The organism is Chitinivibrionales bacterium, assembly GCA_014728215.1.
GTDB lineage: Bacteria > Fibrobacterota > Chitinivibrionia > Chitinivibrionales > WJKA01 > WJKA01.
Window position 1 is genome coordinate 52,359 of record WJLZ01000004.1, and the last position, 15,888, is coordinate 68,246.

General features: G+C 47.0%; 13 protein-coding genes. 10 read left to right on the top strand and 3 right to left on the bottom strand.

Going from position 1 to position 15,888, the window contains the following annotated elements; translation table 11 throughout:
* Nucleotides 1–147 precede the first annotated feature (147 nt).
* The 8 genes from GF401_00295 (at nucleotide 148) to obgE (ending at nucleotide 7,006) form a co-directional block, all read left to right on the top strand.
* On the top strand, nucleotides 148–318 hold the full coding sequence (locus tag GF401_00295; protein ID MBD3343482.1) for a hypothetical protein: 171 nt from the start codon (nucleotides 148–150) through the stop codon (nucleotides 316–318).
* On the top strand, nucleotides 272–1,369 hold the full coding sequence (gene hisC, locus GF401_00300) for a histidinol-phosphate transaminase (protein ID MBD3343483.1): 1,098 nt from the start codon (nucleotides 272–274) through the stop codon (nucleotides 1,367–1,369). The genes GF401_00295 and hisC overlap by 47 nt, the downstream gene beginning before the upstream one ends.
* Before the next feature lie 82 nt (nucleotides 1,370–1,451).
* Entirely contained in the window at nucleotides 1,452–2,042 is a 591-nt protein-coding gene (gene hisB, locus GF401_00305) for an imidazoleglycerol-phosphate dehydratase HisB (protein ID MBD3343484.1), read from the top strand.
* Nucleotides 2,039–3,118 carry a hypothetical protein gene (locus tag GF401_00310; GenBank protein ID MBD3343485.1) on the top strand — a complete coding sequence of 360 codons (1,080 nt, stop codon included), beginning with the start codon at nucleotides 2,039–2,041 and terminating at the stop codon, nucleotides 3,116–3,118. The genes hisB and GF401_00310 overlap by 4 nt, the downstream gene beginning before the upstream one ends.
* 155 nt (nucleotides 3,119–3,273) lie before the next feature.
* Nucleotides 3,274–4,206, top strand: coding sequence for a hypothetical protein (locus tag GF401_00315; protein MBD3343486.1), 933 nt, complete (start codon nucleotides 3,274–3,276; stop codon nucleotides 4,204–4,206).
* Between the two features lie 86 nt (nucleotides 4,207–4,292).
* Nucleotides 4,293–5,561 (top strand): 30S ribosomal protein S12 methylthiotransferase RimO, encoded by a 1,269-nt coding sequence (gene rimO, locus GF401_00320; protein ID MBD3343487.1) that lies wholly within the window; start codon nucleotides 4,293–4,295, stop codon nucleotides 5,559–5,561.
* Nucleotides 5,562–5,664: 103 nt separating this feature from the next.
* A complete protein-coding gene (locus GF401_00325) occupies nucleotides 5,665–5,991 on the top strand; it encodes a zinc ribbon domain-containing protein (protein ID MBD3343488.1) in 327 nt (108 codons plus the stop codon).
* A gap of 19 nt (nucleotides 5,992–6,010) precedes the next feature.
* The gene (gene obgE, locus GF401_00330; GenBank protein ID MBD3343489.1) at nucleotides 6,011–7,006 is read left to right on the top strand and encodes a GTPase ObgE; all 996 of its coding nucleotides are present in this window, start codon (nucleotides 6,011–6,013) and stop codon (nucleotides 7,004–7,006) included.
* Here the strand turns inward: obgE and GF401_00335 are convergent.
* From GF401_00335 to larC, 3 genes are all read right to left on the bottom strand, one after another.
* Nucleotides 7,003–11,097, bottom strand: a complete 4,095-nt coding sequence (locus GF401_00335; protein MBD3343490.1) for a hypothetical protein — start codon at nucleotides 11,095–11,097, stop codon at nucleotides 7,003–7,005. The two genes, obgE and GF401_00335, sit on opposite strands and share 4 nt — an antisense overlap.
* 280 nt (nucleotides 11,098–11,377) lie before the next feature.
* The gene (locus GF401_00340) at nucleotides 11,378–12,541 is read right to left on the bottom strand and encodes a methionine adenosyltransferase (GenBank protein ID MBD3343491.1); all 1,164 of its coding nucleotides are present in this window, start codon (nucleotides 12,539–12,541) and stop codon (nucleotides 11,378–11,380) included.
* Nucleotides 12,542–12,736: 195 nt separating this feature from the next.
* Nucleotides 12,737–13,939, bottom strand: a complete 1,203-nt coding sequence (larC, locus tag GF401_00345; GenBank protein MBD3343492.1) for a nickel pincer cofactor biosynthesis protein LarC — start codon at nucleotides 13,937–13,939, stop codon at nucleotides 12,737–12,739.
* 386 nt (nucleotides 13,940–14,325) lie between these two features.
* On the opposite strand from larC, the gene GF401_00350 reads away from it, so the two are divergent.
* Both GF401_00350 and GF401_00355 read left to right on the top strand, forming a co-directional pair.
* Entirely contained in the window at nucleotides 14,326–14,535 is a 210-nt protein-coding gene (locus tag GF401_00350; protein ID MBD3343493.1) for a hypothetical protein, read from the top strand.
* 331 nt (nucleotides 14,536–14,866) lie between these two features.
* Complete coding sequence (locus tag GF401_00355; GenBank protein ID MBD3343494.1) at nucleotides 14,867–15,691, top strand: hypothetical protein; 825 nt, start codon at nucleotides 14,867–14,869, stop codon at nucleotides 15,689–15,691.
* Nucleotides 15,692–15,888: the final 197 nt, after the last annotated feature.

Here is a 15,888-nt window from a genome sequence, read left to right on the forward strand (position 1 = left end):
CGCCAAAATGATCAGACCGAGTCTTTTATATTGTGTATTTTCTTGACGGCTTTTATTTTTGTGATATTCCAGAGTGGTGTCGCTGCGTCCTGAAAGTGCATTTGCCAGACCCGAAAGAGAGTAATCCATAACTGTAGAGGTGTACGTATGTGGCTGATTTTTCTGTTTGCAGCATTGATTGGAATCCTGATTTTACTGGTCCATATCAATCTGGAACTCAACTCTCTGGACAAAGTAGTCAACGAATTGATGGAAGCGTTAAGGAAACATTATGGAACTGAAGAAAGTTCTTCCTCTGATCAGACCGCAGGTACGTAATCTTACAGCCTATCATCTCGATCGGGTAGAATGCGACATTAAATTAAACCAGAACGAAAATCCTTTCGACTGGCCCGGGAATGTCAAAAATGAAGTTGCGGAGTTTGTTAAAGAGCGATTCTGGAACCGGTATCCTTCGTTTATCCCTGTCGATCTGAAAAAATCTATTGCAGATTATTGCGATGTCTGCTCCGAAAATATTATTGTGGGCAATGGGTCAAATGAAATGCTCCTCGTGCTGCTGCTTGCCTTAATGGAGAAAGAGACGCCCGTTATTGCCTGCCAACCAACATTCACGGTCTACAACCTGCTGGTAAACGGACTCGGTGGTACGCCTCGCACGGTTATGCTCGATGAAAATCTGCGGTACGATTGTGATGCAATCTGCAGTGCCTGTGAAGAATCTCCTGAAGCGGTGTTAATTATCGCGTCACCCAATAATCCAACCGGAACATCGCTGAAAAAAGAGCAGCTTGAAAAGATCCTTTCGGTTCACAAAGGGTTTTTTATTCTTGATCAGGCCTATGTCGAATTCGGCGGATTCAATGCGGTACCCCTTATCGATAAATACCCGAACTGTATTATCACCCGTACATTCTCAAAAGCTCTGGGAGCTGCAGGATTACGGCTCGGCTACATGATCGGTAACAAAGAGGTGATCGCAGAAATCAACAAGATCAAACTGCCCTATAACATCAATTTTTTCTCGGAGAAAACCGCGCAGGTGCTTCTGGAAAACCGCAGTTATGTTACGGAAAAAGTTACCGGATTGATAGCGGAGCGGAATGATCTGTACGGTTTTTTCTCGAAATTACCTTTTGATAATTGTTATTCATCCGATACCAATTTTATCCTGGTCAGAACAGCCGGAAAAAATGAGTTGTTTAAATACCTGAAATCAAAGGGTATTCTTGTGCGTGATGTTTCATCCTATCCCATGCTCGAAAACTGCCTGCGCATCAACATCGGTACAGCTCGCGAAAATCAGGCGCTCAAGCATGCCTGTGAGGAGTTTTTCGCGAAAAGCAAAACACCTGTTTCAGGTTCCTGAGGTCCCGGTTATATTTAACCTCCTCTGTTCGAAGATAGATAGCGCAGTTGCAGATTTCGAATTTATTAAAAAGGATCAACCAATGACACGAAAATCGGAAATTTCACGGAAAACCAAAGAGACCGACATTCAGGTAAGTCTGAATATTGACGGCAACGGCAACTCAACCATCGAAAGCGGCAATGGTTTTATGGATCATATGCTTGCTCTCTTTTCGAAACATGGTCTCTTTGATCTTGAGTGTATCTGCAAGGGGGACCTTGAGGTGGATTTTCATCACAGTGCCGAAGATATCGGGATTTGTCTGGGGCGGGCGGTAAAAGAGGCCCTTGGAGATATGCGCGGTATTGTTCGATATGCCACTACATTTGTGCCCATGGATGAATCACTGGCGCGGGTATGTCTGGATATCTGCGGGCGTTCCAATGTTGTTTACGAAGTTACCCTGCTCGATCGAAAGATAAATGATTTTGAGTGTGACCTGGCTGAAGATTTCTTTAAAGCTTTTACCGATCATTCCCGGATAACCCTTCATGTCGACCTTTTGCGCGGAAGAAATTCGCATCATTCACTCGAAGCGGTTTTCAAGGCTTTCGGCAAAGCCCTGGCCACTGCCTGTACAATCAATCCCCGTACTCCTCAGGATATTCCCACAACAAAAGGGGTGCTGTGAGAAAAGGAGTGATCCGAAGCGTTTTCTGCATTGCCTGTATCGCCCTTTCATTTTCAGGAGAAGCCGGCGATAATGGTCCTTATGCGATTCTCGAATCGATACCCACGCCCGTTGATTTGCTGAAAAAACGTTTCCCGCCTGCCTACAGAGTGCCGGTAACCCTGGCGGGCCATATTGCCGATGAAATGGCCCGGACACTCAAAGAAATGGGCCTTGCGGATCCCGAATTTGAAGAACTGCTGAAAAGAAAAGGAAGAACCCGGTTGGTTGTTGTCAATAAAGAATATCCGGGTCAAACAAGTGAACTGATTTCAGGGATCCTCAATCCAACCGAAATGATTAACGGTATTATCCAGTCGCTGCTTCGTTTTCAGAGCAAAGAGCAATTTGAAATGCTGAAAAATGAGACAGTTTTTCACCGTCGTTCCCTTCGATTCAAAGATAAAGAAGCAGTATGTATCGAGCTGACTCCCCGGGGCGAGCGATTCGGCTATTCCTATGAAGACATGGGCACCTATATTAATGAAGAATGGCTCTCGCGGCTGTCGGTTGTTATTGATGAACAGAAGAAACATGTCTATGAGATTACCGCGCGCCGTCATACAAGAAATCAGACAATAAAGCAGACCGACAAACCGGTAATCAAAACGCAGGAGATGAGATATCTTTTTTCCTATGTTCCGATCGAAGATATGCCGGCGCCGGCAGGCCTGGATCTTTACCTGGATTCGAATCTCACTCTCTCTATTGCCGCAACTTACAGGAAAGCGGAAAAATATATTGTTTTTGATACCCGGTCGATATGTCACAGGAAAACCGATAATGACCAAAACTGTCTGACGATGAACTATGGCGCCTATGAATTCAGTCTGTTTGGACCGCGAGTAGCAAAAAAAGAATCGAAGAACTATGCCGGAAAACTTGCTAAAGCCGCCGGTCTTTCACGGAAAGCGGCGCAGCACATAGAGAAAGGTGAAATCGCCGGAGCCCTTCGCGTATATAAGAAAATTATTGATGATTTCCCTGAGACACCCCATGCCGTTGAGGCGCGTGAACTGATCAGGAGTATTCCATAAGAACCATGCAAAGAGGTGTTTTTACAAAAATCAATAGACTTTTACTTGAACCGTATTGTACTTTCAATATACAATATATATGCAATCAACTGATAACCTGCTGTTAATGCAGCGATTATGAAGCTTATGACAATCTTGAATGTCAAGGAGGCGTAATGAGTCCGAAGTACTGGCTGATTTTAATGGCCGCCGCGGTCCTGATTTTCCAGGGATGTGGAAAGAAAAAACAAGAAAGCAAGGCCGATGAAGAATTTGCGACACCTCAGGTAGAGCAGAAGGCAGAAGAGGCCGATATTTTCGATGAGTTCTATGATGAGAGTAAAACCGAAGAAAGTGCGCCAACCACGCAGGAAACCTTCTCGACTTCGTCGGAATACGCCACCGGCTCCGACATTCAGTTTTCCGAATCGGGAAGATATACGGTTCAGGTATCCTGTGTAGCATCTCCAACGCTGGCTTCAAACCTGGCGCAGAAGTTACAGAACAAAGGCTATCCGGCCTATACTGCTGAGGTTACTAATCCTACACCCGACCTCATGGGCACGTACTACCGGGTACGAATCGGTGGTTTTAACGGCTATTCAAAGGCAAAGTCCTTTGGCGAGGATGTCCTGCAGCCGCAGGGATATGAATATTGGGTTGATAACAAATCAAATGACAATGTGGGTATGGAAGGTTACGGACTCGGTGAGAGCCAGTCGGCAGGAACCTATGAGGATTACAGCAGCGATTATTCAACATCATCCGCTGCCTCATCACAAAGCAATTCCCGTCAGGCCGAACCGGAACAGGATAATTCCTGGGGGGCTTCCGAACCTGCTGCCGAAGCACCGCAAGCCGAAAAATCTGTTACTGCAGCGGAGCCCGCCATGTCGACACCTGCTGTAGATAATCAAACCGCTTCTCAGCCGGAACAGATGCCTGTTGAGCAAACAGAACCTGCAGCGGATCAATCCATGCAGGAAGCTGAACAGAAACCCGCACCTGAAGAGCCGGCAAGCGAAACGCAATCGACCGATGAAGGCTGGGGTGATGATGACTGGGGAGACAACGATTGGGGCTCCGAGTCGAGTGACTCGGACTGGTAAAAAATATTAGCATAGACTACTCGTAAAAGGGTTGTGTCGCTTTTGCGGCAAAACCCTTTTTTGATTATAACCAGACAGATGTTATCATGACCACTGTTGCTCTGCTTAACCTTGGATGTGCCAAGAATCGCATTGATGGTGAAAGGATCCTTTCCTCTTTCCGTCGGAGCGGTTATCGCGTTGTTGATGATTTCAATCGGGCCGAAATCATTGTGGTTAATACCTGTGCATTTATTCAGGAGGCCAAGGAAGAGGCTATCGAATCGATATTATCGATGGTTTCGTGCAAAGAGGAAGGGAGATGTTCTACCCTGGTTGTTGCCGGTTGTTTTTCCCAGCGGTATCGGCAACAGATTACAAAGGAGTTTCCCGAGGTAAACCTCTGGCTCGGTACCGATCAATGGGAACAGGAATTTGCGGGGTATTTTAAAAGCCGGGTAACGAAGTCGTTTGACCGTATTCTTTGCGCACCCTTCTCGACCCAGTATCTGAAGATTTCCGAAGGCTGTTCTCAAATGTGCAGCTTTTGTGCGATTCCATCAATCAGAGGTCCGTTCCGAAGCAGGCTGGCCGAAGACTGCATTGCCGAAGCGCAGTGGCTTGAGCACCAGGGGGTCCGGGAGTGTATTCTCGTGTCACAGGACACAACCTCCTACGGAAAGGACAGAAATACATCACTGAGCCGGCTTCTGGAGCAGCTGCTGGCAAAAACAACCATATCATGGATACGATTGATGTATCTTTTCCCCGGCCGTATCGATGATTCCCTGCTTCAGCTGATAGCCGGTGAACCACGGATATGCTCCTATTTTGATATTCCCTTTCAGCATATCTCCGACCGGATTCTGAAATCCATGAAACGCCGTCCCCTCTCAAAAGGGATCCATGAACTCATTGATAGGATACGCAAATATGTGCCCGATGCAACCTTGCGGAGCTCCTTTATTCTCGGGTATCCCCACGAGACGGCACGGGATTTCAAGGAGCTTCTTTCCTTTGTCGAAACCACCCGGTTCGATCGTGTGGGTGTGTTTACCTTTTCTCCTGAGGAGGGGACGCCGGCTTTCGGTATGCGGCCTCGGCCGGGGAAATCGACAGCGCGGAGACGGGCTGATATGCTGATGGATATTCAGCGTGATATCAGCAGGCAAAAACGTGCCGGCGAACAGGGATGGGTGCATGATGTCATTATCGACCGGCAGGCCACACAAAAGGGGTTTGCCTGGGAAGGCAGAACGCAGGGGGATGCTCCCGAGGTGGATGGCCGGGTTTTTATCAGTCAGGGAAATTATGCTCCAGGCGATATCGTCCCGGTTCAGATTATTGGCTCGGATGATCATGATCTGTTTGCTTGATTGACGATTTCGTACAACATGATTTATCTTATACCTCGCCTTGTGAGGGGGGGGGGTATTTTACCAATGATATGTTCTTTTTCCGGATGAAGGAGTTTTTGCAATGCCGACCTATGAGTATGAGTGCGAAAAATGCGGATTGATCTTTGAAGAGTTTCAATCCATCACCGATAAACCCCTGAGTGTCTGCAAGACACCGGAATGCAAGGGGAAGGTCAATCGTCTATTGTCGGGCGGCGCGGGCTTTTTGTTTAAAGGCAGTGGTTTCTATATTACCGATTACCGGTCCGACTCCTACAAAAAAGCGGCAAAAGCCGATACAGACAGCTCGTCTTCATCGACACAAAGCTCCAAAAAAGAGTCATCACCTGCAAAGAGCGAGAGTACACCGCCGAAAAACACAAAAAAACCGAAGTCATCCGGCGAATAGGATCACCAGACTTCAATGAATCGGAGCTGACGTCGTGTTTATTGATGAAACGGTAATTTCAGTAAAGGCCGGTGACGGTGGTAATGGGTGTTTTGCCTACCTGCGGGAAAAATACCGTCCAAAGGGCCCTCCCAGCGGAGGAAATGGTGGACGTGGTGGACATATCTATATCCAGGGATCCCGCCAGCTCCATACGCTTCAGGATGCCGCCTACCGGAAATCGTATAAAGCCGAACGAGGTCAGCATGGGAAAGGTTCAAATAAGTACGGCAAGGATGGAAAAAGTATATACATCCATGTGCCACTCGGTACGCTGGTTATGGACAAGAAAACAGATGAAATTCTGTATGATTGCACCGATGACCGCGAGGCATATATTGTTGCCCGGGGAGGCAGGGGAGGACGAGGAAATGCTTCACTGGCAACCTCACGAAATCGCACGCCCGAACGTTCCGAACCCGGAAAGCCGGGAGGACAAAAAGAACTTCGTCTTGTTTTAAAAGTACTTGCCGATGTCGGCCTGGTCGGACGGCCCAATGCCGGGAAATCGACCATGCTCTCGAAAGTCTCTCGCGCCCATCCGAAAATCGCCGACTATCCTTTTACTACCACCCAACCCCATCTGGGAATCGTCAAATCGGCCGATACGTACACTTCCTTTGTTATTGCGGATATTCCGGGACTGGTTGAAGGCGCTCATGAAGGAAAGGGGATGGGACATCGATTTCTGCGCCATATTGAGCGAACGAAAGTACTGGCTATTCTGGTGGAATCTCTTGCCGAATCGCCGGAGGAAGATGCCCGTGTTCTTATTGATGAGCTTTCTCGTTACAGTCCGATCCTTGCTTCCAAACCGAAGTGTCATATTTTGACCAAATGCGATCTGCTGCCGCCTGAAGAACGGGCAACGATACCTGATGGATGGCTGGGAATTTCTTCAGCGACCGGCGAGGGCCTGCAGGAAGCTCTTCATACCTTCGAAAAAATGCTCTCTTCTCTGGAACCCGAAGACTAGGGGCTCCTCCGGGGCGGATGAATAACAAGCTTGTGAACCTTGCTCTTCTCCTGATCAGTATGCATGTTCGTTGATTCTGCCGTTATCTGGTACAGATAAATATTTGGTCCCAGCGGCTTACCGTACTCATCGGTACAGTTCCATTCAACGCCGTTGCGGGCGTTCCTGATTATCTTTATCAGCTTTCCCGAGAGGGTGTAGATTTTGATTGTTACAAAGACGCCGTCATTTTCTCTCCAGGGTCTTGAAGCAGCAGAAGTATAAAAATAGAAACGTGTCGTTTCGTTGGCCCGGATCGGATTGGGATAATTGAATACATGACCCAGATGGAATTCTTCCTCGGGCGCAACTTTAAAAGTGAATGTTTCATTGGTGCTGTTGCCTAAAAGGTCCCTGGCGCCTACCCTCAGCTCATATGCTCCGGATTCAACCTCGCCTTCTTCAAGACTCAACGAAGCAATCCCGGTCCGGTAGTCGCCTTCGCCAAACTGGAATTTATGATTGATATTCTGCTTGGGTTTTACGCCGGGGATCTCGATAGTCAAACCCTCATCCGGCGCCGAGCCCACAACATCGACACCGCTTTCATCATGGAGCTCGATCTGGAGTTCGACGGGCAGCGATGCAATAATTTCATTTGCAAAGGTTGCGGATGTGTTGCGATTAATATCGTGGTAAACCGGACGAACCGAAATTCGGGGACCTGCCGAATCGGATATAATCGAATCGATTACCGTTCCCTTGAATATAAAGGTGCCGTCATGGCCGATACCCGCTTCTTCACCATGCCATGCATAGGCGATTAACCTGGCTCCCGGTGTATTGAATGTCATTCGGCGGGGAAGTAAAATGCTTTGTTCGAATGTGCCGTTTACTACCGGAGTTTTTCCGCTGAAAAGCGGAGTGCCGGGAAGTGTGTAATCGACATCTTCGGGCAGCTTGTCTTTCCGTTTTGCTTTTTCGGGCGGGTTGTACAATCCGAGGTGCACATAAGCTTTGTCATTTGCCGTTCCGAAGTGAGCGTTGTGAAGATTGGTGGAATGGTTTACAATTGTTCCCCTGACGGTAATTGTTTCCAGGGCCTGCAGGGTATCCTGTTTTTCGCTGATTATCTGAAGCTGAACTTCATTGGAAGGATTGTAGAATTTGATGGAGGGGTCACCTAAAAGACAATAGGCTTTCTGTTCGGTATGATGCTTGTCCATGGCGCCCCTGAACGCTTCGCCGATACTCTGTCCGTGGGGGGGAGTAAAAAGAAACTCGTAAAAGCTTATGGCCATGCGCTTATTCGATTTTGCATAGGCAAGGCGTGTGCTTGCAATACCCACAATAGCACCGGCTGAAGGAAGCGTGGTCAGGGCGGAGGAAAGGCAATCGTTGTCTGGTTTGTCAAACCGGCCGACCGAACAGGAAAATGATGTCACCAGACAATATCGCCTGTCATTATGGAAATTATCCAGGTTGTCGGTCGCAAGAATATGCTCATCGGCCCAGAGAATGTCTGAGCCGTGGCCGAAATAGTTCACACATGCAACACCGCTGTTAACGGCGTTGGCCAGAGCCCGCGCGGCTTCAGGTTTTTCATACACTTCATCGAACTCATATTCAAAAAGATATAATTTGCGGATTTCCGTTGAAGGAAACCGGTTTTCGATAACCGCACTTACATCTTCGGAATGCGTATGATGTCCCATGCCGTCATATCCGTGCCCCTGGCGGTCATCGTCTGCTGCAAGGAGAACCCGATTTCTCCAGGCGCCGTAATCGGCCCGTGAGAGATCTTCCATATCTTTGATCTTTTCAACCAGAGTAAATGCCTGGGTTGGTGATGACGCCGGCAGGCGGCCAAGAAATATATCAGGCCTTCCACGCCACGTCTCATTGGAATCCAGGCAGGCAAAGAAATCTTCAACACACTTTTGTGTGGTACCGTTACCAACTTGGGCGGTGGGAATATAGTTGGTTTCCCGGGCAGATACCTTTTTGTAATCGTAATGCCCCGATCCGAACAGAACAACATGATCGAGTGGACCCGACCAGTACGACAGTACAAAGCCGATGAAATTACGCAATGCCGCAGGCTCAACACTTCCTCCGGAAAACTCCCGGTAAATATCGGTGGTCGATACTACTTTCGGAACATGGCTGGCATATACCGGATAGGATGCCTTGTGGCGGGCAAGCTCAACCGCCGCATCCATGAACTCCGGATGGGTGATTATCAGATAAGTAGCCGAATTACTCGCCCGGAGATTCGTGACTCGGTAGTTTGATGGTCCTGAAGGCGATACCGGCGTCGCTTCCGAAGGAAGCTGCTTCAACCCTGCATCGGTGCAATAGTAATATTTAATCCCCGCACCGGCGGTATCGGTAAAACTCCATGATGTACTGCTTTCCTGTACCGGTAATACCCGGCTGATCTCGGTTTCGTCGGGAAGAACACGGAAAATGTGGAAATTCGTGGAGGCAGGGATTGTCAGACGATAGGTGACAAGACCTGTTGTATCCGAAGAAAATATAGTCATACCATCTGCGCCGGTCATATCGAGGGTTGTGGTGTACTCGATTTCCACCTGTTGAACATCAAAGTACGGGGCCGATGAACTCGAACGGAATGAAACGTTCAAAGGGATGGCGTCGGAATTAATTCCCCAGTTGGTTACCGGATACCACTGATTATTCTGACATCCGTAACTGTCCTCGCATATTTGTGTTTCTGCAAAACTGAGGGAAAAGGCACCGTTGAATACCGTGGAATATCCCGTAACCCGGATACGGCCTGAAAGGTGAGGGTTCAGGTTCGGTATCTGGACGCTCTCGCTGAGCGGGGAAAGCCCCGGTGCCAGACGTTTCCAGATACGGTCGAGACCGCCTTCCCATTCCTTTAAATGACCGCGCTCCACTAATGTGCGAAGATGGAGCGGCCGTTTGAAAAGGATACGATTGGTGAAATTTGTCACAACCCTACTTTCACCCGCCGGTGGTGTAAAAGGGGACACCAACCGTCCGTTGCCGGAATTTACTTTCAACCAGTAGTGACGGTCGTCGGTGTAGCGGTTCACCCGGTATATAAAATTAGCTGATGAACTGTCATACACCCAGTCGGATGCTTCGGTCACATAGGCCAGAACATAATCCGACGCATCGACAATGCCGTTGGGGACGACATCCACCCGCTCAAGCGGTATCTCGACAATGCGGCCGGGAATCGAGGTGGGGGAGGGGGTCGTGTCGTTCATCTCACCCTGTACTGATGCATAGAGACTGAGACGGTTTAAGGGAATGGATGAACCAAGGGTCGAAATGATCTCCTGGCCGGTAATCCTGATAATGCCATTCTGGTTGCTCGTGCCTTCATTGAACCCAGTGACGCCGTCACCGATAGAAAAATGCAGAAAGGTCCCGTCGGTGAGTGGATGACCGGATGACATCTGTTTGCTTAAGGAAGGCCGGTAGGGACGGACCCAGCGGGAGGAAACATCATAGTTGAGGATGGTCCGCTCCATCATTTTCAGAAACTCAGACCTTCCGGGAGGCGATGCACCATATGCCGGAGAGGGAGGAAAGGTGATAGTACAGTTTCCTGAGCGAAGAACTCTCAGTGTTCCGGTAGCGGGATCATACACAAAAGGATTGATCACCAATTGTGCAACACGGTGATTTCTGACCCGGGAATATCGTGGCTGCGAAATCCATGGCCGGGTAAATGCCGGATCAGTATGTATCTCAGCATTCCCCCGGGCTTCACGGGTTTCTACCGGAAAGGGCAGACCGAATCGTTCCACATTCCGAGAATTGAACTCGATCTGAATATCATTCTCCGGCGGTATTCCTACTGAAAAGGAATAGGCCGGAAGAACCGGTTTTCCTGCTTCTCCAAGCTCGGTATTGGCACCCTTGAAATCGAGTTTGGTAACCTGAAGACCATTACGGGTGATCGTCTCTTGAAAGAAATCTTCTATTTCCCAGGTAAAAACAAGCTTTTGAGGAGTGCTCTTAAGGATTGTAATCGAACCCTGTATTCCCGCCGAGAATAGGAGAATAAACGCATAAATAAGAATTGAAACAGCAAAATTCGTGTTTTTGGCCATAGGAATGTATAATTTCTCCAAAAAAATTAATAAAAATAAAATATACCAGAGAGGGTACAAAACCCATACTACTTCAAATCTATATAATATACGATGTTTAGCAGAGGCTTATTTTTATATTTTCTTGAAAATGAGCTGATTTGTTTCAGTTTTTCGCAGCTATTATGACCAATATAAATACGGGCGTAAAAAAAAGAATATTTGAAAAAAGGGGGTTTTTCGCAAAAAAAGGCGCCGGTTGCCCGGCGCCGTTGATTTCTTAAGTGGTAAATGTATGAGACTAAGCAGCCTTTACCGCTTTTTTCAGTTTGGCGGCCATATCGGTTTTTTCCCAGGTAAAAGTGGGCAATTCACGTCCGAAATGTCCGTGTCGAGCGGTCTCTCGGTAGATTGGACGGCGGAGTTTGAGTCGATTGATTATTGCCGCCGGTCTGAGATCGAAGGTCTTGTTTACAATATCGCGGATTTTTGCATCGGAGATAACGCCGGTGCCAAGTGTATCGATATTGACCGAAATCGGTTTGGATACGCCGATGGCATAGGAAAGCTGCATTTCGCAGTGTGTTGCCAATCCTGCCGCGACCACGTTTTTGGCGACCCAGCGGGCTGCATATGCTGCACTCCGGTCGACTTTTGACGGATCTTTTCCGGAGAAGGCGCCACCACCATGAGCGCCGAAACCGCCATATGTATCAACGATGATCTTTCGGCCGGTTACTCCACAGTCGCCGTGAGGACCACCAATTACAAATTTGCCGGTAGGGTTGATATGAAAAATTGTTTTGTTATCAATATACCGTTTGGGGACGACTTTTTTAATCACCTTGTCAATAATTGTTTTCTGAAGTGTCGAATATTTAATATCAGGAGCATGCTGTGTTGAAATGATCACAGTATGAACGCGGACCGGTTTCAAACCGTCATATTCAACGGTGACCTGGGATTTTGAATCGGGGCGAAGCCATTTGATCAGTCCCTTTTCCCGGGCACGAGTAAGTTCTTCAACCAGGCGATGAGCAAGGTGAATAGCCAGGGGCATATAGGTCTTCGTTTCATTGCTGGCATAACCAAACATCATGCCCTGGTCGCCGGCACCCTCGTCTTTATGAAGACCGGTTCCGGCCGTAACACCCTGAGAGATGTCGGGTGACTGTTTGTCTAAAGCAACTATAACACCGCAGCTTTCTGCATCAAATCCAAGAGTCGGATCGTTATATCCAATTTCTTTGATTGTTTCCCGAACAAGATTCGGAACATCAACAACTGCCTTTGATGTTATTTCACCGGCAACGACAACAAGGCCGGTGGTGCAAAGCGTTTCGCATGCCACACGGGAATAACGGTCCTGTGCAAGCATGGCATCGAGTACGGCATCCGATATCTGATCAGACACCTTATCGGGATGTCCCTGTGAAACACTTTCTGATGTAATAAGGCGTTTCATTATACCTCCAGATGGTTGTAATGAATCATAACGTGAAAAATCGAATTGATGAAAATACTAAATACAGCTTGTAATAGCCAACAATATTTGAGGTATCGTTTATGGATGAACAGTTACGTTAGGTTAATTGGGGGCATTTATAGCGCCGGAATCCCTTAATTATTGCTATAGAAATCGGGTATCCACTTACTCTTGTTAAGATGATTGGTCTGTCTTCTGCTGTCGTATGTACTCTTCGGCAAGTTCCGGCAGGGGACGATCCGATTTTCGTGCACACTCGGCAAGGGATTCATATTCGATCTTGGTAAATGTCTTTCCTTTGTAGCTGCATTCTTTGGAATGTGTTTCCATGTTCAGTAAACTGCTTGAGATATTTTTACGTTGAGCGGTCCGCCGTTTGATAAACCGATACCGCACCCCGAGAGTGCGGGTCTGAAAAAATATCCTATCCAGCAGTGTTTCTTTTGCTGTTTTTTCACAGAGCACCGAAAGGCGATAAGCCGGTCTGCCTTTTTTCATACATACAGGTATCCAGCAAACATCCAGAGCACCGGCTTCGAAAAGCTGTTCTGATACAAAACCCATAGTTTCCCCGGAAATATGGTCCATATCCGATTCCAGCATACAGATTTCCTCATCGCTTATTTCGGATTTATCGCTTTCAGCGGTTTGTATGAGGAAATTTCGAAGGATATTCGGATGATTTTTAAAGGTTCGAGTACCACAGCCATAGCCGGTGTTCCCAATACTGCCCGTCGGTAGACCACGACACTGTTTTCCAACCGTGGTCAGAATTGCTGCACCGGTGGGAGTGAGAATCTCGGTATGTACATCAATTGAACATACATTCAGACCCTTGATCATTTCGGCTGTTGCAGGAGCCGGAACAGGCATAATCCCGTGTTCGCACTGTACGGTTCCCTGTCCTACTGTCAGTGTAGAGTAATAAATTTCATCAACTTTAAGATAATCAAAACAAAGGCAAACACCGAGTATATCGATAATGGTATCTACCGCGCCTACTTCATGGAAATGAACTTTGTCGACCGGAATACCATGGACCCTGGCTTCAGCCTCAGCAAGTCTGGTGAAAATTCTGGTGCACTGTGAGACAACAGCCTCTGGAAATAATTTGGGATCGATTATTTCCAGTATTTCCGGCAGATGGCGATAGGTTTTTTCTTTTTTTTGAGTAATAATAAGATGGGTGCAGGCGATGCCGTTTCGTTTGGTCTTTTCACAATCGATACTGATACCCTTGAGCGGTAATCGCCCCATGTTTTGTTGTATATACTCGATCGGAACACCACAGTCGATCAGTGATGCCAGAAGCATATCACCACTTGCTCCACTCAGGATATCAAAATAGAGTAGATTCACGATTTTTAATCCTTTCAAAAAAACTACAGCAGTAAAATAATATCAGATAGCTGTCTTCACACGAAAAAACAGGAGAAATTTGAGCAAATAAATGGTTGATTAAATCGATAGTGTAGTAATAGAATAATGGTAAGAAGGTACAAAAACATGAGTGGTGTAGCGAAAAAATTCGGCCTTTTTTATTTTTATATAAAGTGGTCGTAAATGGAGTATAGCCATGAGGAATAATGCTTCAGTTTGCTGCCATACTGATATTGAATAATTGTAACACGTTTTAAATCAAATGGTTAAATAAAAAAATTGCATTCCGGTAGGAGAGGCTCTTGCGCCGGGCATTGTCCTGAACCTATCTTGACTATTCTGGATGTGACGTAACCCTTTGCTTATTTACAGGGATCGGCATAATGGAAATTATAAAAGCGGTGTGGATTATTAATTTTTTCTTTTTCGGATTCATACTCTTCTTTATTTGGAGCAAGACTGTAATAATCCGAAAGAAGGTAGCTGCCGTAACCCCGATCATCAAGCAAATTGAGGCCATTCAGGAAAAAGGCAAAAATCCGAATAGCCGGCAACAGTCGGAAAGCGCCCAAGAGGAAGAAAAAGAAGAATGATTATCCGATCTTTTGCCTGAATCCGGTTGCAGTTATCCACTCGGTGCATGTTTTGTACTGCTTGTTCTTTGAAATTACGGAAAAATTTTCTCATGGCACCTGCAATGTAATGCATTACATCTCTGGAAAATAGAAGCCATTTTTGCATTATTTTGCCATCCAAAGCACCTGAGCCCAAAACGAAGAAATTATCATTTTGCGAGGCATGCTCAAAGAGCGTTAGCCGCAAAAAAGTCTCGGGTTGCTTTTAGTATCTCCTGGTACAACAGTCGAAATAAAGAAAAATCGACTGAAAAGATTTCATTTAAATTTAATAATGGAGAATTACATTATGGATCCAGCAACACTTGTAGTGACATCTGCAATAGTCATTGTTGTAATACAGATCGTTATCCTGTTGCGTTTAGCGGATACTCGAAAAAGATTGAAAGCTCTCGAGAAATCAGAACAATCCTACAAGGCACGAGAGCAGAACAGAAAAACAAGAGAAAACGAACGGAATCAGGCTTCCCGCAATAAAAGAGAGCCCAGAAAAACTGAAAATACCAATAATAATCGGGTAAAGGCCTCACTTGATAAATCTCTTCGAGATATCAATCTTCGTTTAAAATCTGCAGAACGGGATCAGGAAAAAGCGCGAAAAGAAATGAACGGTGATCTTTCATCTTCAGAAAAGCGTAGAGATAACCACGATCGCAGTAAGAGGCGGGGCGGCAGTCGAAGAAGACGGAAAAATCAGTCGGATCGGCGAAGAGGTCCCGAGGAAAGAAGTTCTGAAGAGAGAAGCGTTGCTTCCGGTGAAAATCGGAAATATCAGGCGCCCGTTAATCAGCCTCAGGAAGAGGCACAGACCAGACAGCAGTCCAGGCCGCAGCCCAGACCTAAATCTGAGCCGCAGCCGCAGTCCAGACCGCAGTCCAGACCTAAATCCGAGCCGCAGACGCAGTCTAAGGTTGAAACTCCTCAAGAACAGAAAGAGCCGCTTGAACACGGGCGGAAGATCGTTGTTAAGCGGAGAGAACTCAAATCGGATTCCACCGAAGAAGTCGGTTCCGGCAGAACAAACGATCAAAGCGGGCACGAGAATAACAAGGCCCCTGATGAAAATGCGATTTCGCAGGAAAAGTCCAAAAAACACACCTATGGACGTCGATAGTTCAAAAATTGATTAAACAAATTTACCGGCCGGGAAGCAATTCCCGGCCTTTTTTTTTGGTGCGCCCGGCAGGGCGCACCCACTTGGTGGAGCGGAGATGATTGTCTCCTTGTCCACTACACACCCGACAGGGGGAAGTGTTAGCCGGACGGCAAGGGTGTCTACCGCAAGGTAGAATCTGAAGGAAGCCGCAGGCA

Bases quoted from the DNA above. Each gene is read 5' to 3' on its own strand.
- GF401_00295 (MBD3343482.1), top strand. From the start codon at position 148: ATGTGGCTGATTTTTCTGTTTGCAGCATTGATTGGAATCCTGATTTTA.
- hisC (MBD3343483.1), top strand. From the start codon at position 272: ATGGAACTGAAGAAAGTTCTTCCTCTGATCAGACCGCAGGTACGTAAT.
- hisB (MBD3343484.1), top strand. From the start codon at position 1,452: ATGACACGAAAATCGGAAATTTCACGGAAAACCAAAGAGACCGACATT.
- GF401_00315 (MBD3343486.1), top strand. From the start codon at position 3,274: ATGAGTCCGAAGTACTGGCTGATTTTAATGGCCGCCGCGGTCCTGATT.
- rimO (MBD3343487.1), top strand. From the start codon at position 4,293: ATGACCACTGTTGCTCTGCTTAACCTTGGATGTGCCAAGAATCGCATT.
- GF401_00325 (MBD3343488.1), top strand. From the start codon at position 5,665: ATGCCGACCTATGAGTATGAGTGCGAAAAATGCGGATTGATCTTTGAA.
- GF401_00335 (MBD3343490.1), bottom strand. From the start codon at position 11,097: ATGGCCAAAAACACGAATTTTGCTGTTTCAATTCTTATTTATGCGTTT.
- GF401_00340 (MBD3343491.1), bottom strand. From the start codon at position 12,541: ATGAAACGCCTTATTACATCAGAAAGTGTTTCACAGGGACATCCCGAT.
- GF401_00350 (MBD3343493.1), top strand. From the start codon at position 14,326: ATGGAAATTATAAAAGCGGTGTGGATTATTAATTTTTTCTTTTTCGGA.
- GF401_00355 (MBD3343494.1), top strand. From the start codon at position 14,867: ATGGATCCAGCAACACTTGTAGTGACATCTGCAATAGTCATTGTTGTA.